This is a genomic window from Streptomyces sp. NPDC012825, assembly GCF_042900925.1.
Lineage (GTDB): Bacteria > Actinomycetota > Actinomycetes > Streptomycetales > Streptomycetaceae > Streptomyces.
The window spans coordinates 100881-121692 of record NZ_JBIBBZ010000014.1 but is presented as its reverse complement, the minus strand read 5'-3'; the positions used below and the strand labels follow the sequence as shown (position 1 = coordinate 121692).

General features: G+C 74.9%; 21 protein-coding genes. 13 read left to right on the top strand and 8 right to left on the bottom strand.

Annotated features, from left to right (window positions below; all coding sequences use genetic code 11):
• Positions 1-13: 13 nt before the first annotated feature.
• From ACFY7E_RS25245 to ACFY7E_RS25225, 5 genes are all read right to left on the bottom strand, one after another.
• On the bottom strand, positions 14-841 hold the full coding sequence (locus tag ACFY7E_RS25245) for a 3-hydroxybutyrate dehydrogenase (RefSeq protein ID WP_389488447.1): 828 nt from the start codon (positions 839-841) through the stop codon (positions 14-16).
• Positions 842-896: 55 nt separating this feature from the next.
• Positions 897-1379, bottom strand: a complete 483-nt coding sequence (locus ACFY7E_RS25240; protein ID WP_389488444.1) for an NUDIX domain-containing protein — start codon at positions 1377-1379, stop codon at positions 897-899.
• 68 nt (positions 1380-1447) lie between these two features.
• Positions 1448-3181, bottom strand: coding sequence for an apolipoprotein N-acyltransferase (gene lnt, locus ACFY7E_RS25235; RefSeq protein WP_389488442.1), 1734 nt, complete (start codon positions 3179-3181; stop codon positions 1448-1450).
• Between the two features lie 123 nt (positions 3182-3304).
• Entirely contained in the window at positions 3305-3871 is a 567-nt protein-coding gene (locus ACFY7E_RS25230) for a hypothetical protein (protein ID WP_389488440.1), read from the bottom strand.
• 62 nt (positions 3872-3933) lie between these two features.
• On the bottom strand, positions 3934-4728 hold the full coding sequence (locus ACFY7E_RS25225; protein ID WP_389488438.1) for a glutamate racemase: 795 nt from the start codon (positions 4726-4728) through the stop codon (positions 3934-3936).
• 58 nt (positions 4729-4786) lie between these two features.
• Here ACFY7E_RS25225 and ACFY7E_RS25220 point away from each other — a divergent pair, with 58 nt between their 5' ends.
• From ACFY7E_RS25220 to ACFY7E_RS25200, 5 genes are all read left to right on the top strand, one after another.
• On the top strand, positions 4787-5980 hold the full coding sequence (locus tag ACFY7E_RS25220) for a glycosyltransferase (RefSeq protein ID WP_389488435.1): 1194 nt from the start codon (positions 4787-4789) through the stop codon (positions 5978-5980).
• Between the two features lie 475 nt (positions 5981-6455).
• A complete protein-coding gene (locus ACFY7E_RS25215) occupies positions 6456-6959 on the top strand; it encodes a DUF6643 family protein (protein ID WP_389488432.1) in 504 nt (167 codons plus the stop codon).
• Between the two features lie 111 nt (positions 6960-7070).
• Positions 7071-7895 (top strand): MOSC domain-containing protein, encoded by an 825-nt coding sequence (locus ACFY7E_RS25210; RefSeq protein ID WP_389488430.1) that lies wholly within the window; start codon positions 7071-7073, stop codon positions 7893-7895.
• A 110-nt stretch (positions 7896-8005) separates the two neighbouring features.
• Positions 8006-8614 carry a hypothetical protein gene (locus ACFY7E_RS25205; RefSeq protein WP_389488428.1) on the top strand — a complete coding sequence of 203 codons (609 nt, stop codon included), beginning with the start codon at positions 8006-8008 and terminating at the stop codon, positions 8612-8614.
• 180 nt (positions 8615-8794) lie between these two features.
• A complete protein-coding gene (locus tag ACFY7E_RS25200) occupies positions 8795-11224 on the top strand; it encodes a right-handed parallel beta-helix repeat-containing protein (protein WP_389488425.1) in 2430 nt (809 codons plus the stop codon).
• On the opposite strand, the gene ACFY7E_RS25195 is transcribed toward ACFY7E_RS25200, so the two are convergent.
• On the bottom strand, positions 11194-13647 hold the full coding sequence (locus ACFY7E_RS25195) for a hypothetical protein (RefSeq protein WP_389488423.1): 2454 nt from the start codon (positions 13645-13647) through the stop codon (positions 11194-11196). The genes ACFY7E_RS25200 and ACFY7E_RS25195 overlap by 31 nt on opposite strands.
• A gap of 140 nt (positions 13648-13787) precedes the next feature.
• On the opposite strand from ACFY7E_RS25195, the gene ACFY7E_RS25190 reads away from it, so the two are divergent.
• The 3 genes from ACFY7E_RS25190 (at position 13788) to ACFY7E_RS25180 (ending at position 15657) form a co-directional block, all read left to right on the top strand.
• On the top strand, positions 13788-14609 hold the full coding sequence (locus tag ACFY7E_RS25190; RefSeq protein WP_389488421.1) for a DeoR/GlpR family DNA-binding transcription regulator: 822 nt from the start codon (positions 13788-13790) through the stop codon (positions 14607-14609).
• Complete coding sequence (locus ACFY7E_RS25185) at positions 14606-15046, top strand: SRPBCC family protein (protein ID WP_389488419.1); 441 nt, start codon at positions 14606-14608, stop codon at positions 15044-15046. Before ACFY7E_RS25190 ends, ACFY7E_RS25185 begins: the two co-directional genes overlap by 4 nt.
• Positions 15047-15156: 110 nt before the next feature.
• Complete coding sequence (locus tag ACFY7E_RS25180; protein WP_383440008.1) at positions 15157-15657, top strand: SRPBCC family protein; 501 nt, start codon at positions 15157-15159, stop codon at positions 15655-15657.
• Here ACFY7E_RS25180 and ACFY7E_RS25175 read toward each other — a convergent pair.
• Positions 15617-16810: a PLP-dependent cysteine synthase family protein gene (locus ACFY7E_RS25175; RefSeq protein ID WP_389488416.1), complete on the bottom strand. Its 1194-nt coding sequence runs from the start codon at positions 16808-16810 to the stop codon at positions 15617-15619. The two genes, ACFY7E_RS25180 and ACFY7E_RS25175, sit on opposite strands and share 41 nt — an antisense overlap.
• A gap of 210 nt (positions 16811-17020) precedes the next feature.
• On the opposite strand from ACFY7E_RS25175, the gene ACFY7E_RS25170 reads away from it, so the two are divergent.
• From ACFY7E_RS25170 to ACFY7E_RS25155, 4 genes are all read left to right on the top strand, one after another.
• On the top strand, positions 17021-17362 hold the full coding sequence (locus tag ACFY7E_RS25170) for a hypothetical protein (protein WP_389488414.1): 342 nt from the start codon (positions 17021-17023) through the stop codon (positions 17360-17362).
• Between the two features lie 255 nt (positions 17363-17617).
• Positions 17618-18217 (top strand): ATP-binding protein, encoded by a 600-nt coding sequence (locus ACFY7E_RS25165; RefSeq protein WP_389488412.1) that lies wholly within the window; start codon positions 17618-17620, stop codon positions 18215-18217.
• Between the two features lie 64 nt (positions 18218-18281).
• On the top strand, positions 18282-18875 hold the full coding sequence (locus tag ACFY7E_RS25160; protein ID WP_389488410.1) for a TetR/AcrR family transcriptional regulator: 594 nt from the start codon (positions 18282-18284) through the stop codon (positions 18873-18875).
• Positions 18876-18910: 35 nt separating this feature from the next.
• Entirely contained in the window at positions 18911-19510 is a 600-nt protein-coding gene (locus ACFY7E_RS25155) for a DUF4865 family protein (RefSeq protein WP_389488408.1), read from the top strand.
• Here ACFY7E_RS25155 and ACFY7E_RS25150 read toward each other — a convergent pair.
• Positions 19480-20253 carry an SAM-dependent methyltransferase gene (locus ACFY7E_RS25150; RefSeq protein WP_389488406.1) on the bottom strand — a complete coding sequence of 258 codons (774 nt, stop codon included), beginning with the start codon at positions 20251-20253 and terminating at the stop codon, positions 19480-19482. The two genes, ACFY7E_RS25155 and ACFY7E_RS25150, sit on opposite strands and share 31 nt — an antisense overlap.
• A 93-nt stretch (positions 20254-20346) precedes the next feature.
• Here ACFY7E_RS25150 and ACFY7E_RS25145 point away from each other — a divergent pair, with 93 nt between their 5' ends.
• Positions 20347-20811: an SRPBCC family protein gene (locus ACFY7E_RS25145; RefSeq protein WP_389488403.1), complete on the top strand. Its 465-nt coding sequence runs from the start codon at positions 20347-20349 to the stop codon at positions 20809-20811.
• Position 20812: the final 1 nt, after the last annotated feature.

The window sequence follows — 20812 nt, the reverse complement described above, 5'->3', positions numbered from 1 at the left end:
GAGGGCGCGTCCCTCAGTGGGCGGTCCAGCCGCCGTCGAGGGTGAGGGAGGTGCCGGTGATGAACGAGGCCTGGGGGGCGCAGAGGTAGAGGACGGCCTCGGCGACCTCCTCCGGTTCGATGAGCCGCTTGAGGGCCGCGTCCTTGAGCAGGACGTCCGCGAGGACCCGCTCCGGCGGGATGCCGTGGGCGGCGGCCTGGTCGGCGATCTGGCGTTCGACCAGCGGGGTGCGGACGTAGCCGGGGTTGACGCAGTTGGAGGTGACCCCGTGCGGGGCGCCTTCGAGGGCGGCGGTCTTGGAGAGGCCCTCCAGACCGTGTTTGGCGGCCACATAGGCGGACTTGAAGGCGGAGGCGCGCAGCCCGTGGACGGAGGAGATGTTCACGATCCGGCCCCAGCCCCGGCCGTACATGTGCGGGAGGGCGCCCCGGATGAGCCGGAACGGCGCCTCCAGCATCACGGTGAGGACGGTGTGGAAGACGTCCGGCGGGAACTCCTCGATGGGCCGCACGAGCTGGAGCCCGGCGTTGTTGACGAGGATGTCGGCGCCGGCGGCGGCCGTCTCCGCGGCGTCCAGGTCGGTCAGGTCGAGCAGCCTCGGTTCCAGCTCCCCGGGAAGCGCGGAGACCTCCCCGGCCAGGACCTCCAGGCCCTCGGCGACCCGGTCGACCGCTCTGACCCTGGCCCCGGCGGCGGCGAGCCGCAGCGCGCAGGCGCGTCCGATGCCGCCGGCCGCGCCGGTGACGAGCGCGGTGCGGCCGGTGAGGTCGAGGGCGAGCCCGGCCGCGCGGGGCAGGGGTGCGGCGGGGACGGTACCGGGGGCGGTGACGGGAGCGCTCATGCTCCGCACCCTATGAAGGGCCCCCTTCCCCACCGATGTGCGTCGGACCCACAGTTCAGTGGGTTGCTGTGGTGCGGAACCATGTGGGTTCGTCGGCGAGCGCCTTCTCGATCCGCATATGGGAGAAGCGCTTCATCTCCGGCAGGTCGTCCACCTCGAACCAGCCGACCTCGGTCGACTCGTCGTCGTTGACCCGGGCCTCCCCGCCGACCGCCCGGCAGCGGAAGGTCACGTCCATGAACTGGCACTGGTCGCCGTTGGGGTAGACGACGGGCTCGCGGAGGGTCTCGACGAGCACGATCCGCTCGACCTCGCAGCGCACGGCGGTCTCCTCGTACACCTCGCGCACCGCGCAGTCGGCGGGCTGCTCGCCCGGCTCGACGATGCCGCCGATGATCGCCCAGCACCCGTTGTCGGAGCGCCGTCCGAGCAGCACCCGGCCCCGGTCGTCGAACACGACGGCGCTCACCCCGGGCAGGAAGAGGAGCTGGTGACCGGCCGTCTCGCGCAGGTCCCGGATGAAGTCAGGGGTAGCCATGGACCGACCCTAGATCATGTGCGGTCGCCCCCGGCCGGCCCCGCCGTCCGGCTCGCGGTCGCCCCGGTTCACTCCGCCCGCGTGCGGCGGGCCCGTACGGAGCGGAGGGCCGACCAGCCGAGGCCGACGGCCGCGAGCGCCGCGAGGAGGGCCTCGGGGAGGGTGCCCATGCGGGTCGCGGGGGTCTGCGAGGAGCGCAGCGGCACCTTCTCGACCAGGACGTCCGGGGTGAACATCCTCGTCTGCGCGACGACCTCGCCGTCGGGGCGGATGACCGCGCTCACCCCGCTGGTGACGGGCACCACCACCGCCCTGCTGTGCTCGACGGCGCGCACCCGGGACATCGCGAGCTGCTGGTAGGTCATCTCGCTGCGGCCGAAGGTGGCGTTGTTGCTGGGGACGGTGATGAGCTGCGCGCCGTGGGTGACGGTGTCGCGCACGGCCCAGTCGAAGGCCGCCTCGTAGCAGGTGGCCAGGCCGACCTTCGTCCCCGCGAGGTCGAAGACGCCGACCTTCGTGCCGGGGCCGAAGTCGCGGCTCACCCGGTCCACGTTGCTGTTGAAGAGGCGGACGAGGGGGCGCATCGGGATGTACTCGCCGAAGGGCTGGACGTGCCGCTTGTCGTACGTGGCGACCGGGCCGCGTCCGGGCTCCCACTGGATGAGGGTGTTGCGGAGCTTGCCGGTCTCGGGGGCGACGACCGCGCCGATCACGGTGGGCGCGCCGATCGCGCGGACGGCCTCGTCGATGACGTCGGCGGCGTCGGCGTTCGCGTACGGGTCGATGTCCGAGGAGTTCTCCGGCCACAGGACGAAGTCGGGCCGCGGCTCGCGCTTCTCCTCGACGGCCCGGGCGAGCTCACGGGTGCGGGCGGCGTGGTTGTCGAGGACGGCCCGTCGCTGGGAGTTGAAGTCGAGGCCGAGGCGGGGGACGTTGCCCTGGACCGCGGCGACGGTGGCGGTGCCGTCCTCGGCGGAGTCGTCGACGAGCGGCAGCGCGGCGAGCGCGCCGGTGACCGGGAGGAGCACGGCGAGCGCGGCGGCGACGAGCGGACCGCGCGGGACGGAGCCGGCGCGGGGCGGGGTGGAGCCGGTGGCGGGCGAAGTGGTGCCGTCGGTGCCCGGGGCGGTACGGGTGTCCGGAGCGGCACCAGTCTCCGCAGCGGTACCGGTGTCCGACGCGGCGCCGGTGCCGCGGAGGCCCTGGTGGGCGCGACGGGCGCGGATCAGCCGGGCCGCCTCGTACAGGCCGAAGCCGCAGAGGGCGACGGCGAAGCCGAGCAGCGGGGTGCCGCCGACGGCGGCGAGCGGCAGGAAGACGCCGTCGGCCTGGCCGAAGGCGACCTTGCCCCAGGGGAAGCCGCCGAAGGGCACGCGCGCGCGTGCCCCCTCCGCGAGGATCCACACCCCGGCGGCGAAGAAGGGCCATCCCGGGAGCCGGGAGACGGCCGCGACGCCGAGGCCCGCGGCGGCCACGAAGAGCGCCTCGACGGCGGCGAGCGCGAGCCACGGGCCGGGGCCGACCTCCTCGCCGGTCCACACGAGGAGCGGGAGCAGGAAGCCGAGGCCGGCCAGGTACCCGAGGCCGAAGCCGGCGCGGAGCCGGCGGCCCCGCAGGGCCCAGCCGAGCAGGGCGAAGGCGGGCGGCGCGAGCCACCACAGGGGACGCGGCGGGAAGCTCAGGTAGAGCACGAACCCGGACAGCAGGGCCGCCGCGGGCCGTGCGAACCGCCGCAGCCGGCGGGCCGGCGCGGATGCGGTGTCGGTTTCGGACGCGTCGACGGGGGTGATGGTGGCGCTCACCTTGCGGAGTCTACGGGTCGTCCCCGTCCTCCGGGCGTCCGGTGCGACCCGACGCGAACCGCCCTGACCGGCCCGGACGCGGCTGGACACGGCGTACGGGCCCGGGGTCCGCGGACCGGTCCGTCACGCCCCCGTCGCCGCGGGCGGACCCGGCGGGGTCAGGTGGCGCAGGCGGTCGCGGATGACGCGGACGGCGGACTCGGCGCCGTCGACGGTGACCGTGAAGGTGTGCCCGTCGTCCAGGCGCAGGACCAGGCCCTCGCCCCGCCGGACGATCACGGCCGTGCCCTTCTCGGGGCGCCAGCGGTAGCCCCAGCCGCCCCAGTGGCGCGGGGTGACGCTCGGGGCGAAGTCGGCGCCGACGACGTGGGAGAGCTGGATGCGGCGGCGCGGCAGGCCGATGTGGCCGCAGCGGACCTCCATGGCCAGGTCGTCGACCTCCACGGCCACGTGGACGAAGGCGAGGGTGCCGAAGAGGACGAGCATGCCGACCGTGACGCAGCCGATCACCGCCATGAGGAGGGCCGCGACGCCCGAGGTCCACTGCAACTGGACGGCGAGGGCGACGCCCAGGGCCACGCAGGCGACGCCGGCCACGGCGGCCAGCCACTGGAAGCGGTTGGTGGCGCGGCCGGTCCAGACGGCGGGGGTCCGCTCGTCGGCAGGGAGGTCCCGGGAATATTCCCTCATAACGGAAAGAATACCCAGACCGGTCCGGGGCGGCGCGTCGGAGAGAAGCCCTTCGGTCACGCTCAGTGAGCGGGTGCGGTCTCCGTGAGACCTCGGCCCTCGGCGTAGGCGAGGGCGGCGGCGGAAAGCCGTCCGGGGCGTCCGCTGAGGAGGACGGAGAGGGTGCCGGTGGGGTCGGCGTCGGGTGCGGGCTCCGCGCCGATCCGGCGCAGCGCCTGGGCGGCGACGGCGTCGGCGGAGCCGTGGAAGACGAGGGGCGGCAGGCCCGGCCGGCGGCGTTCCCCCAGGGCGGCGAGGATGCGCTCCTGGACCAGCTCGTAGTGGGTGCAGCCGAGGACGACGGCGCGGACGTCGGCCGGGGTGAGGGCGGCCGCGGCGGCGACGGCCCGGTCCACGGCCTCCTGGTCCGCGTGCTCCACGGCGTCCGCGAGCCCCGGGCAGGGCACCTCGGTGACCTCGGCGCCCCCGGCGAAGTCGCGGATGAGCCCGCGCTGGTAGGCGCTGCCCGTGGTGGCCGGAGTGGCCCAGATGGCGATCTTGCCGCCCCCGGCGGCGGCGGGCTTGATCGCGGGCACGGTGCCGATGACGGGGACGTCCGGTTCGAGGGCGGCGCGCAGGGTGGGCAGGGCGTGCACGGTGGCGGTGTTGCAGGCCACGATCAGCGCCCTCGGGCGGTGCTCGGCGGCGGCGAGCGCGACGTCGAGGGCGCGCCCGGTGAGGTCCTCGGGGGTGCGCGGGCCCCACGGCATTCCGTCGGGGTCGTTGGAGAGGAGGAGATCCGCGTCCGGCCGGAGCCGGCGCACCGCGGCCGCCGCCGGGAGGAGGCCGATTCCGGAGTCCATGAGCGCGATCTTCACCCGGTCACCCTAGCCGATGAGCCCTGGATCCCCCGCGTTCTGGGGCAGACTGCCGCGAATGAGCACCCTTGCCTGGTTCGCGTTCGCCTCCCTGGCCGCCTGGGCCTGGCTGCTGCTCGGCCAGGGCTTCTTCTGGCGCACGGACCAGCGTCTTCCGGCCCCGCGCGACGGCGGGCACGCGTGCGGGGAGCCGGTCGCACGGCCGCGCGTGGTGATCGTCGTGCCCGCGCGGGACGAGGCCGGGGTGCTGCCGCTGAGCCTGCCGTCGCTGCTCGCGCAGGACTATCCGGGGGTCGCGGAGGTGATCCTCGTCGACGACGGGAGTACGGACGGCACGGGGAGCCTCGCCGTGGAGCTGGCCGCCCGGTGCGGCGGGCTGCCGCTGACCGTGGTGTCGCCGGGCGAGCCGGACGCGGGGTGGACGGGCAAGCTGTGGGCGCTGCGGCACGGCATGGCGCTGGCACGCGCGCGTGGACCGGAGTTCCTGCTCCTGACGGACGCGGACATCGCCCACCGTCCGGACAGTCTGCGCCTCCTCGTGTCGGCGGCGGTGGGGAACGATCTGGACCTGGTGTCGCAGATGGCCCGGTTGCGGGCCGAGAGCGTGTGGGAGCGCCTGGTCGTGCCGGCGTTCGTCTACTTCTTCGCGCAGCTCTACCCCTTCCGTTGGATCAACCGGGCGCGGCCCCGGGCGACGGCGGCGGCGGGCGGCTGCGTGCTGCTGCGGACGGGGACGGCGGTGGCGGCCGGGGTGCCGGAGGCGATCCGGCAGGCGGTGATCGACGACGTGTCGCTGGCGCGGGCGGTGCGGCGGGCCGGCGGGCGGATCTGGCTGGGCCTCGCGGAGCGGGTCGACAGCGTCCGCCCGTATCCGGGGCTCGGCGAGCTGTGGCGGATGGTCGCGCGGAGCGCGTACGCGCAGCTCCGGCACAACCCGCTGCTGCTCGCGGGGACGGTCGCGGGGCTCGTGGTCGTCTATCTGGTGCCGCCGGTGGCCCTGGTGGCGGGCGCGGCGGGCGGGGACGGGCCGGCGGCCTGGGCGGGAGGCGCGGCCTGGGCGGTGATGGCGGGGTCGTACGTCCCGATGCTCCGTTACTACCGGCAGCCGCTGTGGCTCGCCCCGCTGCTGCCGTTCACCGCTTTCCTCTATCTCCTGATGACGGTGGACTCGGCGGTGCGGCACCACCGGGGCCGGGGCGCGGCGTGGAAGGGGCGGACGTACGCGCGCCCGGAGGCGGCCCCGGAGCGGTGAACACGCGCCCGCGTCCGGCGCCTTCGCGCGACGCCCTCCCCCGACGCGCTCTCACCCGACATCCCCGTCCGGCGTCTTCGCTGAAAAGGCATTTTCGATACGGGTAGTAGCGCTTTCAATTACGCGGAGTAGCGTCGTCAATTCGGCGCGTACGCGTCACCTCCGGGGCGTCGACTTGACGGTCAATCAAGGGCGCGAATGAAGAGCGACCAATCATGCCCATGATCACTTCCGCCGTCCCCTCCCGGCACCTTTTCTTTATGCGTTCCTCACGCCGGGGGCACCGGTCGGCGCCACGACACCCCCGACCGACCGGTAACCCCCTCCGAACTCGGCTTTTACGCGATCTTGAGACACAGCGACGTCCCCTTTTGTCGCGTTCGCTCGGGTTGGGGATCCACCGCTTCGCGAAGCCCGTCAAACAACCTTCTAATCGGTCTCCCCAAGCGGCACATCGTGGGCTTAACTTATGGCCATGACCTCCCCCCGCTCCATCCATGGAGGCGGTTACCACACCGCGCCGTCCTTCCCGGACACCCCGATCTACGACTCCCTGGTCGCGGAGCGGGGCACGCCTCAGATCGCCCCGATCCGAGTGCCCGCCGCCTACGACACCGGCAGTGGCTTCCCCGCCAGTGGAAGCGGCTCCTACCTGCCGGCGCTCCCCTCGGCGCTGCCCGCCCTCCCGGCGGCGCCCGCCCCGCAGCCCGCCCCCGCCTACAACGGCGGTTACGGCTACCCGCAGCCCTCGCCGCAGATGGCCCCCGTCCCCCTGCAGCAGGCCCCGGCCCCGTACATCCCGCAGCAGTCGTCGGGCCCGCGCGGCTACCCGGGCGGCGCGTACCCGCAGCAGCAGCCCCGTCCGGCGGCCGCCGGCTACGAGGCGATGCGTCCGGCGGCGCCCCGGCCCGCTCCGGTCCCGGCCTCCGCCCCCTACGCGGACCCGTACAACCGCCCGTACCAGGGCGGGAGTTACTGACCGGATCCGGCAGCCCCGCCGTCGGCCGACCCGGCGGGCTCCCGTCGCGGGAGGGCCCGAAAGGGCCCACCGCCCGCAGGGCGGGACCGGAGCGGCTGGCAGGATGACTCCATGTCCTCTCCCGTGCTCCGCTCCGTCCACGTCCACCCGGTGAAGGCCATGCGCGCGCTGACCCGCCCGGAGGCCGAAGTGCAGCCCTGGGGGCTGGCCGGGGACCGTCGCTGGACCGTCGTCGACGCGGCGGGCAAGGTCGTGACCCAACGCCGTCACCCCCGGATGGCGCTGGCCTCGGCCGAGCCGCTGCCCGGCGGCGGGGTCGTCCTGTCCGCGCCCGGACACCCGCAGCTGGCGGTCGAGGTGCCGCATCCCTCGGCCACCGTCACCGTGGAGGTGTTCGACAAGCCCGTGGAGGCGGTCCCGGCCGGTCCCGGCGCGGCCGCGTGGCTCTCGGCCTTCCTGGAGGGCGACTTCCGGCTCGTCCACATGGACGCGCCGGAGCACCGGCGCCCGGTGGACCCCGCGTACGCGCTGCCCGGCGAGACCGTGAGCTTCGCGGACGGCTATCCGCTGCTCGTCACCACCACCGCCTCGCTCGACGCCCTCAACTCCCTGATCGCCCGGGGCGACCGGGCCGACGAGGGCCCCCTGCCGATGGACCGGTTCCGGCCGAACCTGGTCGTCGGGGGGACCGAGCCCTGGGCGGAGGACGGCTGGACCCGGATCGCCGTCGGAGAGGTCACCTTCCGGGTCGCCCGGTCCTGCGGACGCTGCGTCGTCACCACGACGGACCAGTCCACCGCCGCGCGCGGCAAGGAGCCGCTGCGGACCCTCGCCCTGCACCGCAAGAGCGACGGCCGGATCGTCTTCGGCCAGAACCTCGTCCCCGAGCACACCGGCACGGTCCGGGTCGGCGACGCCGTCAAGATCCTGGACTGACACGCCCCCGCGGGCGGGGCGCGCGTCACACTTCGCCGTCCCGACGGGCGGGGAACGCACCCCCGGGGCACACTCGTTGGAGAAGCCGCGAACGACGAGGGGGTCCGGACGTGCGCGCAGCCCTGGGACTCCGGCGCTGGCGCCGCAATCCGCTGCGCCGGACCACGGACCTCGTCGAGGCGTGGGTCGCCCTCACCGCCGCCGTACTGCTCTGCGTCGCGGTGCCCCTGGCCGGCTGGAACGCCGGCACGTCCGCCCACGAGTCGCTCCGGCGGGCGGTCCGTGCGCAGCAGGAACAGCGGACGCCGACGACGGCCCGGGTGGTGCGGCCCGCCGACGTGCCCGCGAGCGGACCCCGGACCACCGAGTCCGGCGGGGAGGAGCGGTTGCGCCGCTCCGTGGTGGCCCGCTGGACCGCCCCGGACGGGTCGTCCCGTACGGGAACGGTGACGACGGTCCGGCGGCACTCGGCCCCCGGCGACGCCTTTCCCCTGTGGACGGACCGGGGCGGGCGTCCGGTGGCGCCGCCGATGCGCGCGGACACCGCCCGCGCGCACGCGGTCACCGCGGGGCTCATGGCCGCGCTCCTCACCGGTCTCCTGGTGGAGACCGTCCGACGGCTCGTGGTCCGCCGGCTCGTCCTGCTGCGGTACGCGGACCTCGACCGCGCGTGGGCCGCGACCGGTCCCGACTGGGGCCGCACCGGCACCGGCAGCTGATCGGGTACGACCGGGTACGACCGCTCCGGACCGCCCCGGACCGGCGGTGACGCACCCCGGGCACCAGGTGCGTTCCCGGCGCGGGCGGGGGTACGCGACCCGTCAACCCCACACCGCCGCGCGCGCTACGGTGGGGCATCGGATCAGCGGCGAGGCATGAGGCGGGGGCAGGACACACCCATGGCACAGGGCACGGTCCAGGTGACGCACACCGGCACATCGCGGTGGCGGCGCCGCACGGGTGAGTACCCCTCCCTCGCCGCCGCCCTGGAGGCCGCGGGCGACGGGGACGTGCTCACCGTCGCCCCGGGGACCTACCGGGAGAACCTGGTGGTGCGGCGGGCCATCACCCTGCGCGGCCCCGAGGGCGGGGCCGGCCCGGTCCGGATCGCGCCCCCGGACGGGGTCCCGCTGACCCTGCGCGCCTCCGTCGTCCTCCAGGACCTGCACGTCGAGGGCCAGGACGTGGCGGCGCCCGCGCTGCTCGTCGAGGACGGCACGCCCGAGCTGCTCGACCTGCGGATCATGACCCGCTCGGCCGCCGGGATCGAGGTGCGGGGCGCCGCCCGGCCCACGGTCCGCCGCTGCACGGTCGACAACGCGGCGGGGATCGGCATCGCCGTGCTCGACGGCGCGGGCGGGGTGTTCGAGGAGTGCGAGGTGGTGTCCGCCGGGCAGGCGGGCGTCTCGGTGCGGGGCGGCGCGCACCCGCGCCTGGAGCGCTGCCGGGTGCACCACGCCTCCGGCGCCGGGATCGCCGTCACCGGCGAGGGCAGCGCCCTGGAGGGCGTGGGCTGCGAGGTGTACGAGATCAAGGGCGCCGGACTCCAGATCGCGTCCCGCGCCACCGCGCACCTCACGGACTCCTCGGTGCACCGGACGTCGGCGGACGGCATCACCCTCGACACCGACGCCGTCCTCACCCTGTCCGACTGCGACATCCACGACGTCCCGGAGAACGCCGTCGACCTGCGCTCGCGCTCGGTCCTGACGCTCACCCGGTCGACCGTGCGCCGCTTCGGCCGCAACGGCCTGTCGGTGTGGGACCCGGGGACCCGGGTGGACGCCAACCAGTGCGAGATCCACGACAGTACGGGCGACTACCCGGCGGTGTGGGTGAGCGACGGGGCGACCGCCGTCCTCGACGCCTGCCGGGTGCACGACGTGCCGGACGCGCTGTTCGTCCTCGACCGGGGCTCGCGCGTGGACGTGGTCGACAGCGACCTGTCGCAGGTGCGGAACACGGCGGTGTCGGTGAGCGACGGGGCGACGGCCCAGCTCGACGACTGCCGCATCCGGGAGGCGTCCACGGGCGCCTGGTTCCGCGACCACGGCAGCGGCGGCACCCTGGCCGGCTGCGCGATCGACTCCGTGCAGACCGGGGTCATCGTCACCAAGGGCGCCGACCCCACGATCGAGCGGTGCACGGTCGCCTCGCCCGCCGAGGCCGGTTTCTACGTGTCGGCGGAGGGGCGCGGCTCCTTCCACGGCTGCCGGGTGACGGGCAGCGGCGGGTACGGCTTCCACGTCACGGACGGCTGCCGGACGACCCTGCGCAAGTGCCGTACGGAGCGGTGCGCGCGCGGCGGTTACGAGTTCCCGGAGGAGGGCGCGGTCGCCGAGGAGTGCACCAGCGACGAGAGCGCGGTCCGCTCCTCCGTACCCGACTCGTCGCCGTCCGGGGCCTCCCCCGCCGGTGGTGCGGTCCTGACGGAGACGCGGACGGCCGGGCTGCTCGGCACCGTGCCGGCCGCCCGGCCCGCGGCTCCGGCCCCGACCCCGGAGCCCGTCCCGGAAGCCCGCTCCTCGCAGGACGTGCTCGGCGAACTGGACGCCCTGGTGGGCCTGGAGAGCGTCAAGCACGAGGTGCGGACCCTCACCAACATGATCGAGGTGGGGCGCAGGCGCCAGGAGGCCGGGCTCAAGGCGGCCTCGGTCCGCCGCCACCTGGTCTTCACGGGCAACCCGGGCACGGGCAAGACGACGGTGGCGCGCCTGTACGGCGAGATCCTCGCCTCGCTCGGGGTCCTGGAGCGCGGACACCTGGTGGAGGTCTCCCGGGTGGACCTGGTCGGTGAGCACATCGGCTCGACGGCGATCCGTACCCAGGAGGCCTTCGACCGGGCGCGCGGCGGGGTGCTGTTCGTCGACGAGGCGTACGCGCTGTCGCCGGAGGACTCGGGACGGGACTTCGGCCGCGAGGCGATCGACACCCTGGTCAAGCTGATGGAGGACCACCGGGACGCGGTGGTGGTCATCGTCGCCGGGTACACGGCGGAGATACAGCGCTTCCTCACCGTGAACCCGGGGGTGGCCTCGCGCTTCTCACGGACCATCACCTTCGGCGACTACGAGCCGGAGGAACTGCTGCGGATCGTGGGGCAGCAGGCGGACGAGCACGAGTACCGGCTCGCCCCGGGCACGGACGGGGCGCTGCTCGCGTACTTCGCGAAGCTGCCCAAGGGCCCGGCCTTCGGCAACGGGCGCACCGCGCGGCAGACCTTCGAGTCGATGGTGGAGCGGCACGCGGGACGGGTCGCCGCGCTCGACGAGCCGAGCACGGACGACCTGACCCTGCTCTACCCGGAGGACCTGCCCGAGCTGCCCTGACCCGTCTCCTCCTGACCGGAGGCCCGCTCTCCGGAGGCGTCCGGCCCGCAGTCACCCGGTCCGGAGGCGTCCTTCCCGCAGGGCTCCGGCGGTTCCCCGGCCCCGCGCTGCCGGGGCACGGCGGGCGGGAGGCGGTCGAGGAGGCCGGTGCGGCAGTGGATGAAGCCGGGGTCGGCCTGGTAGTCGGAGTGGCCCAGGATCGGTTCGGGCAGCGGGTGGTCGCGGGTGCGTCCGTAGGCGACCGGGTCGAGCAGGACCGGCTCGTCGACGGCGGGCCGCCCGTCCTCGGCGACGACCCGGACGGGCCCGCCGATCGGGTCGGTGGCGCGGTAGAGGTTGCTCCAGCAGTGGATCGTGCGGTTCAGGGAGCCCAGCGCCTCGGGGCCGAAGTAGGCCGGGAACCAGCGTCCGTAGAGCCGCTCCAGGGGTGAGCCGTAGGTGAGCAGGGCGACCCGGCGGCGAGTGGCGGGCCTGAGCTGCCAGACGGCGGCCGCGGCGAGGACGCTGCCCTGGGAGTGCCCGGAGATGACGAGCCGGCCGCCGGTGCGCCGGGTCCACGAGTTCATCCGCCAGGTGAGGTCGGGGACCGCGCGCTCGGCGTAGCAGGGCGGCGCGAAGGGGTGGGCGGCGCGGGGCCAGAAGGTGCCGACGTCCCAGAGGATGCCGATGGTGCGGCGGGCGGAGGGGTCCCGGTAGGCGCGGCGGCCCCAGGTGACGAAGAGCAGGAAGCCGAAGCCGATCATCCAGGAGCCCAGGGCCTGGGTGGCGGAGGCCAGGGCGGCGACGGCGGGGTGGGCGCCGTCGAAGGCCCGGCCGGGCACGTTCCCGCTGGCCCAGGCGCCGACGACGGAGAGGGCCCCGAGGCACAGGGTGGCGCCGGAGACGACGCCGACGAGGACGGGCGCGGAGTCGGTGAGCGCCGCCCGGGCCCGGACGGTCGCGATCCGTCCCGTACGGACCGGGTCGCGCTCGTCGCCGGTGGCGTAGTCGGCCTCGACCCCGGAGCGCAGGCGCCGGGCGGCGAGCACGGTCCGCGCGGCGAGCAGGGCGGTGGGCACGGCGAGGAGCAGCAGCAGGACGGGGATGACGGACGCCTGCCAGCTGAGCAGGACGGGCGGGCTTATCCGGGGTCCGGGGTCGCCCATGCCGGGGGTGGCCGGTCCGTCGAGCCAGTCGGCGACGCGCTGGGCGACGCCGCCGGACATGACCCCGCCGAGGGCGCAGGCGAGCATGGCGACGGCGGGTCCGCCGAGTCCGTACAGGGCGGTGCGGGGGTCCCGGCGGGGGCGCTGGAGGAGGAGGGCGACCGCGCCGAGGGCGACGACGAGGGCGCCCTGGGCGACGGTGAGGGCGCTGAAGACGGCGTCGCCGGGGAGGGTTCCGGACGAGGCCCAGCCGGGCCGGGACCAGCCCGCGTACAGGGCGGTGACGGCGAGCAGGGCGAGGGAGGCGCCGGGCAGCCAGGAGACCAGGGCGCTTTCGAGCCGCAGGTCGAGGTGGTTCTCGCTGCGCCCGCGTCGGCAGACGACCCAGAGGACGACGACGCCGAAGGCGGCGACGGCGGCCTGGAGGATCCGGCCGAGGACGGCTCCGGCCCCGGGCGCGGCGGTGTCGTGGCGGGCGGCGGCCGTGACGAGGGCGGCGGCGACGGTGAGGAAGCCGGCGGCGGTGTGGGCGGCCCTGAGCCGGGCGACGAGACGGCGGCCGTACCAGAATCCGGGCCGTCCGAGGGCGGCGCGGGACCCCGGGTCGGTGGTGGCGGTGTCCTGCCGTGCCGACGGGGTGTCGTAGCCGGTGGGCGGGCGCTGGGCCTCGTACGCGGTCCAGGTCCGGTTGGACAGGTACCAGAGCAGGCCGACGAGGACGGCCGGAACGAGGGCGGCGAGGGCCAGGCGGCGGCCGGGCACGGACCACCAGCCGCCGCGCTCGACGGAGAGGAAGCCCAGCCAGGAGGCGGAGTCGACGCAGGCGGGGGCGGCGGCGCACTGCCAGGCCGTCAGGTCGAGCGCGACCTCGCAGGCGGCGGCGGTGAGCAGGACGGTGAGGGTGAGGGCGACGAGCCGGACGAGGACCCCGTAGAGCCGGGCGAGCCGGTGTCCGCCCGGGGCGGGCGGGCGCATCCAGTGCGCGAGGTTGGCGACCATGAAGGGCAGGAGCAGCAGCCATAACGCGCGGGTGCCGTCCCCGGAGGTGAGGTTGGACCAGCAGTACGCCTCCGGGACCGGGCGCCCGGCGTACCGCTCGGGGTGCTCCTCGGCGTCGGCGTCCTCGATCCGGCGGTACAGGGCGGCGGTCCGGTCGCCGGTGATCCGTACGGTCCTGGGGTCGTCGAGCATGTCCTGGGGGGTGGCTCCGCCGACTCCGTGGACGAGGAGTTCGAGCGCCGCGTCCCCGCTCTCCGGGACGGGTGTGGCAGGGGACACTGGGGCGGCTCCCTCATGAGGTGAAAAGATGCGACGTCGGAGACAGGATCGCGGACGGCCGTACGGCCGCGCACGGCCCCTCACCGAATTTCACCCTCATCCCCATATCCCCGTCCCCTGCGGAAGGACCGGCCCCGGCGGTGACTGACAACCAGAACCTCCTCGCGGAGCAGCGGCGCGCCCTGATCCTCGACGAGGTCCGGCGGCGCGGCGGTGTACGGGTCAACGAGCTGACCCGCCGTCTGAGCGTCTCGGACATGACGATCCGCCGCGACCTGGACGCGCTGGCCCGGCAGGGAGTGCTGGCCAAGGTGCACGGCGGAGCCGTTCCGGTGGTCGAGGCGAGCACCCACGAGCCGGGCTTCGAGGCCAAGTCGGTGCTCGAACCGAGCGCCAAGGACGAGATCGCGCGGGCGGCGGCGGCCCTGGTGACGCCGGGCACGGCGCTGGCCCTGTCCGGCGGGACGACGACGTACGCGCTGGCCCGGCACCTGCTGGACGTGCCGGACCTGACGGTGGTGACCAACTCGGTGCGGGTCGCGGACGTGTTCCACGAGGCGGGGCGGACGGGCGGCGAGGCGCGGCGCGGGGCGGCGACGGTCGTCCTGACGGGCGGGGTGCGCACGCCGTCCGACGCCCTGGTGGGGCCGGTGGCGGACCGGGCGATCCGCTCGCTCCACTTCGACCTGCTCTTCCTCGGGGTGCACGGCGTCTCGGCGGAGGCCGGCCTGTCGACGCCGAACCTGGCGGAGGCCGAGACCAACACCTGTCTGGTCCGCTCGGCGCGCCGGGTGGTGGTGGTCGCCGACCACACCAAGTGGGGGACGGTGGGCCTGAGTTCGTTCGCCTCTCTGGACGAGGTGGACACCTGGGTGACGGACGGGGGCCTGTCCGAGGGGGTGCGGGCGGAGGTGTCGGAGCACGTGCCGGGGCTCGTGGTGGCGGGCGAGGAGCGGGCGTGAGCGCCTTCCGGGTCGAGCGGACGGTGCCGTCGGCGCCGGAGGAGGTGTGGCGGCGGCTCACGGACTGGCCGGCGCACGGGCGGCAGGTGCCGCTGACCCGGACGAGGGTGCTGACGCCGGGGCCGAACGGCGTGGGGACCCGGTTCACCGCGCGGACGGGGATCGGCCGGCTGTCCTTCGACGACCCGATGGAGGTCGTGCGCTGGGAGCCGCCGTCGGCCGCCCGCCCCGGCGCGTGCCGGCTGGAGAAGCACGGCCGGGTCGTACGGGGGTGGGCGCTGATCGAGGTGGCGGAGGCGCCGGGCGGCGGCTGCCGGGTGGTGTGGACGGAGGAGCTGACGGTACGGGGCGTGCCGCGGGCCCTCGATCCGGTGCTGGCGCGGGCGGGGCGGGTGGTGTTCGGGCGGGCGGTGGACGCGCTGCTGCGGGAGGGGTGAGGGCCGGGCCCCGCCGCCGGGCTTCATCTCAACCACACCCGAATGCTGCGCTGTTGACAGTACGTCAGTTAAGGTGCCCTTTCCGCCCGCGTTCCCCGGAGGTCCGGTCCATGGCACGCCGACTGAGGCCGGTGGAGCTCGACTTCACCGCGTCCGCGCCCGTCCGCCTGGTGTTCACGGCGACGCTGGCCGCCCCGCCCGCGGCCGTCTACCGTTCCCTGGCCGTGGAGGTGGGGAGTACGCCCTCCTGGTTCACCGCCCTCGTCTCCGCCGTCCCGACGGGCGACGGGGCGGGCCGCAGCGTCCGGTTGCGGGGCGGGATCGTCCTTGAGGAGACGGTCCTGGCCGCCGAGCCCGAGGTCCGCTACGCCTACCGGGTGGACACGACGAACGCCCCCGGGCCCACGGCCGTGGCGGAGGAGTGGGCCCTCTCCCCCGCCGGGCGGGGGACGTCGCTGCGGTGGACGATGGCCGCCGACGGCCCGGCCCCGTTCCGGCTCGCGCTGCGGTGCGCGCGGCCGGGCCTCGGGCGGTCCTTCCGGGACGCGGCGCGCCGGCTCGACCGGCGGCTCACTCCGGCCAGGCCCCCGTCGCCAGGAAGCTCTCGATAGCGGCGGTGTACGGGGCGATGTCGAGGCCCTGGGCGGCCAGCCAGTCGTCGGAGTAGTACTTGTCGAGGTAGCGGTCGCCGGGGTCGCAGAGCAGGGTGACGACGCTGCCGGTGCGCCCGTGCGCGACCATCTCGGCCACGACCTTGAAGGCGCTCCACAGGCCGGTGCCGGTGGAGCCGCCCGCCTTGCGGCCGATGGCCGTCTCCAGGGCGCGGACGGCGGCGACGCTCGCCGCGTCGGGCACCTTCATCATGCGGTCGACGGCCCCGGGCACGAAGCTCGGCTCCATGCGGGGGCGGCCGATGCCCTCGATGCGGGAGCCGCAGTCGGCGGTGGCGTGCGGGTCGTGGTGGGTCCAGCCGTCGAAGAAGCAGGAGTTCTCGGGGTCGGCGACGCAGATCCGGGTGTCGTGCTGCATGTAGTGCACGTAGCGGGCGATGGTCGCCGAGGTGCCGCCGGTGCCCGCGGTGGCCACGATCCAGGTCGGCTCCGGGTACCGCTCCAGCCTGAGCTGCTGGTACATCGACTCGGCGATGTTGTTGTTGCCGCGCCAGTCGGTGGCCCGCTCCGCGTAGGTGAACTGGTCCATGTAGTGGCCGCCGGTGCGCTCGGCGAGGGCGGCGGACTCCTCGTACAGGGTGCGCGAGTCGTCGACGAAGTGGCAGCGTCCGCCGTGGAACTCGATGAGCCGGCACTTCTCGGGGCTGGTCGTGCGGGGCATGACGGCGATGAAGGGGACGCCGATGAGCTTGGCGAAGTACGCCTCGGAGACGGCGGTCGAGCCGCTGGAGGCCTCGATGACGGGCCGGTCCGGCCGGATCCAGCCGTTGCACAGGCCGTAGAGGAAGAGGGAGCGGGCGAGCCGGTGCTTGAGGCTGCCGGTGGGGTGGGTCGACTCGTCCTTGAGGTAGAGGTCGATGCCCCAGTGCTCGGGGAGCGGGAAGCGCAGCAGGTGGGTGTCGGCCGAGCGGTTGGCGTCGGCCTGGACCTTGCGGACGGCTTCCTTGAGCCAGGCCCGGTAGGCGGGATCGCTGCGGTCGACGTCGACGGTGGCGGTGGCGGTGCCCCCGGGGGCACTGGCCCCTCCGGAGGTGACGGTGGCTCCGGGGGTGGCCGGCGAACCGTTCTGCGCACTGTGCTCGGTGGTGCTCATCCGCGCTTCTCCTCGATCGCTTCCCCGGGGGTGCTCCCCCGGGTGCTCCACTCCCGACAATACCGCCCCCACCTGGGCAAACGTTCCCTTTGACCTTCCATAGGGAAGACTTGCGGAAGGGTGTGCGAGAGGGCCACTGGTGCGGTCGCGGACGGCCCGGCACACTGGGAACGGCAACCCGGGGAAACGGGTGGGAAGGGGCGGATCGGCGTGAGGGAACCCGAGTTCAGCGCCAGGGGCGTGGAGATCAACCGCTGGCTGCGCTCGCTGACGCGCGCGGGCGAGGTGCGGATCGAGGACGGGCGGCTCGCCCTGCTCACCAGTTACGGCAGCGAGATCGACAGCGCGCCGGTGACGGCGGTGCGGGCGGGGCGGCCGTGGTTCGCGGGGCCGGACGAGGCGGTGGCGACCGTGAACGGCACCCGGTACCGGCTGACGCTGCACGAGAACGACCGCGACGCCGGGACGGTGGACCCCGGGGAGCCGGAGGACGCGGAGGAGTCGGGCGGTCGCTTCCTCGCGGCGCTCAAGCGGGCGGCGGGACGACGCTGACGCCGGACGCCGGCATCAGGGGCTGAAGCACGGGAAGCGACGCCGCCGGGAGGCACGGACGCCGGGGCCCGTCACGCCCTCTCCGGCCCGGCGCGGCTCGCCGTGAGTTGCGGGACGGTCACCCCTGGCCCACGCTGGAATCACCTCACCGAGGGTTGACAGGTGGTGACAGTACGTCGTGGTCGCCACCCCGCTGGACCGCACGAGAGATCCGACCCTTCGTCTTCTTCCGGACTACTTCGGGGAGTCGCAGCCGTGATCAGCGAACCGAGCAGGTATTACGCGGTGGAGCTCCAGGCCCTGCCGCAGCGGATCGGACAGATCCGCAGGATCGTCTCGGCGCATCTGCGCCACTGGCATCTCGACGCCCTGGTCGACCATGCCCTGTTGGGAGTCACCGAACTCCTGACCAACGTCCACCGGCACGCCCGGCCGGACAAGCGGTGCACCGTGGAGATCGAGCTGCTGCTCGACCGGCTCACGGTCTCCGTCAGGGACCACGACCCCCGTCTGCCGCGGACCGGCGGACCGTCCGGCGATCCGGCCGACACGCCGACCGACGGTCTGGCCACCTCCGGCCGGGGCCTCGTCCTCGTCGGCGCGGTCAGCGAGAGCTGGGGCGTCCGGCCGTGCGGGGACGACGGGAAGGTCGTGTGGTTCACCCTCGCGGCGCCGCCCGTGGGCGGCCCCGTCGAGACGCGCGAGGAGACCGTGTACGGCTCCGCGGCCGAGGGCCCCTTCACCGGGTACGAGCGGGTCCCCGCCGTGCCCCTGGGCACCCCGGCCGACCCGGTCCTGAGCCCCGCCCCCGCGGTGGCCGCCGCCCGTCCGGTCCTGGCGGGCCGGGCGGGCTGAGGAACCCGGACCGGTGGCCCGCCCCTCCCCTCTCCCTCCTCCCCTTCCTTCTGTACCTACTGGTATGTACAGTGCCGCCATGGGGACGAACGAGACCTCCGAGCGGCTGGTCGAGGCGACCCGCGAACTCCTGTGGGAGCGCGGTTACACGGGCACCAGCCCCAAGGCCGTCCAGCGGGCGGCGGGCGCGGGCCAGGGCAGCATGTACCACCACTTCGCGGGCAAGCGGGACCTCGCCCTGACGGCGATCCGGCGGACGGCCGAGGAGATGGACGCGGCGGCCGGGGCGGTCCTGGAGGGCGAGGGTCCGGCGTACGCCCGGATCGAGGCGTACCTGCTGCGCGAGCGCGACGTCCTGCGCGGCTGCCCGGTGGGGCGGCTCACCATGGACCCGGAAGTGATCGCGGACCCGGAGCTGCGCGCCCCCGTCGAGGAGGTGCTCGACCGGCTGCGCGCCCGCCTCGCCGCGGTCGTCCGGGAGGGGCTGGAGAGCGGCGGTCCGAGCGGCTCCCCGGACCCGGAGGAGACCGCGGCGACCATCGTGGCGACGGTGCAGGGCGGATACGTGCTGGCCCGCGCGACGGGGTCGCCGGCGCCCTTCGACAGCGCCGTACGCGGCCTGCTCGCGCTGCTCGCCCCGCTGAAGCCGTCCCACTGAAACCGCCCCGCCGCAGAAGAACCGGAGTCCGTCCCGTGCACGCGTTGCAGTACGAGATCACCCTTCCCGCCGATTACGACATGGACGTCATCCGCGAGCGGGTGGCCACCCGGGGCCATCTGCTCGACGCCTTCCCGGGCCTCGGCCTGAAGGCGTACCTGGTCCGTGAGCGCGGGGCGGACTCGCCCGTGAACCAGTACGCGCCGTTCTACCTGTGGATCACGCCCGGGGGCATGAACTCCTTCCTCTGGGGACCGGCCTTCCAGGGCATCGTGAACGACTTCGGCCGGCCCGTGGTGCAGCACTGGACGGGCCTGGCGTACGAGGAGGGGCCGGCGTCCGCGTCGCCGCCGCGCACCGCGACCCGGCTCAGGACCCCGCTCGGCGAGGAGGTCCCGCCGGGCGGGGCGGTGGCGGAGGCGGTGGCCCGGCACGCGCGGGAGGCCCGGCGGGACGGGGTGGTGGCCTCGGCCCTCGCGGTGGACCCGCGCCACTGGGAGCTGCTCTCCTTCACCCTGTGGGCGGGCCCGGAGGCGCCGGCCGGCGAGGGCGAGCGCTTCCGGGTGCTCCACCTGTCGGAGCCGGGGCGGGCGGAGCTGGGGGGTCAGTCCGCCACGGCGACCAACGTCAGGTAGGCGATGCCGAGGACGCCCCGGTAGCCGTTCAGCCAGGCGGAGCGCTGCCGGTCGACGCGCTCGCGCGTCTCGGCGGCGAGCGGATGGCCGGGGTTCGCGGCGAGCCAGACCTCCGTGTCGTACCGGTAGCCGGACTCGAACTCCTCCCACTCCTCGGCGCTCGCCGTCTCGATCCGGGCGGGCCGGAACCCGGCCCCGATCGCGAGGTCGACCAGGACGCCGAGGGAGGGGTGGTCGTCGGCACGGGCGCCGGGCCACATCCCGGCCAGTTCGGCCTCGGTGGGCGGGCGCTCCCAGAAGCCCTCCCCCAGGACGACGCGGCCGCCGGGCCGGACGAGCCGGCGGAGTTCGCGCAGGACGGCGGCGGGGTCGTACGGCAGGTCGGGGTCGCAGAGCGCCTGGCCGGAGCCGAGGCAGAGGACCGTGTCGACGGGGCCCCGGTCGGTGCCGAGCGCCGACTCCTCGACGAAGGAGACCCGGCCGGCGAGCCCGCGCTCCTCGGCGAGGGCCCGGCCGCGGGCCAGGTCCTCGGCGTTGACGTCGATCCCGACCCCCTCGGCTCCGGGAGCGGCTTCGAGGAGGCGCAGGAGCAACTCGCCCCAGCCGCAGCCGATGTCGAGCACGTCGGCGGGCCCGGAGGCGGCGAGCCGCCCCAGGAGGCGGGCGGCGCGGGCCTCGGAGAGCGGCCCGTGGAAGGTGAGGTCGCCGAGGCGCGGGGGGAGTGCGGAGCTGGGAGGGTTCATGGGGCGGAACGGTACGTCGTACGGCCGGGCGGGCCCACCGGTTTTCGCCCGGTCCCGGGGCGGAGGCCCCGCACACCCCCTAGCCTGGGAAGGATGTACACCACGCGCGTGTCCCGTCACGTCGACGCCCCGCCCCTGGCCGTCTACCGGACGCTCCTCGACCCGGAGGCCGTCGCGCGCTGGCGGGTGCCGTACGGCATGACCTGCCGGGTGCACGGGTTCGACGCCCGCGAAGGGGGCGCCTTCCGGGTCTCGCTGCGGTACGGGGCGGAGGACGGCGCCGGGAAGTCGGGGCCGCGCACGGACACGTACCACGGCCGCTTCGTGGAGCTGGTGCCGGGCGAACGGGTCGTCGAGGTCCTCGAGTTCGAGACGGCGGACCCGCTGCTGCACGGCGCCATGACCCTCACGACGACCCTGGTCCCGGACGGTGGTGGCACCGAGGTCCTGGTCGTCCACGAGGGCGTCCCCGACACGATCCCCGCCGCCGACAACGAGACCGGCACCCGGATGGCCCTGGACCGGCTTGCGGCGCTGCTCGAAGGACGCCCGGAGTAGT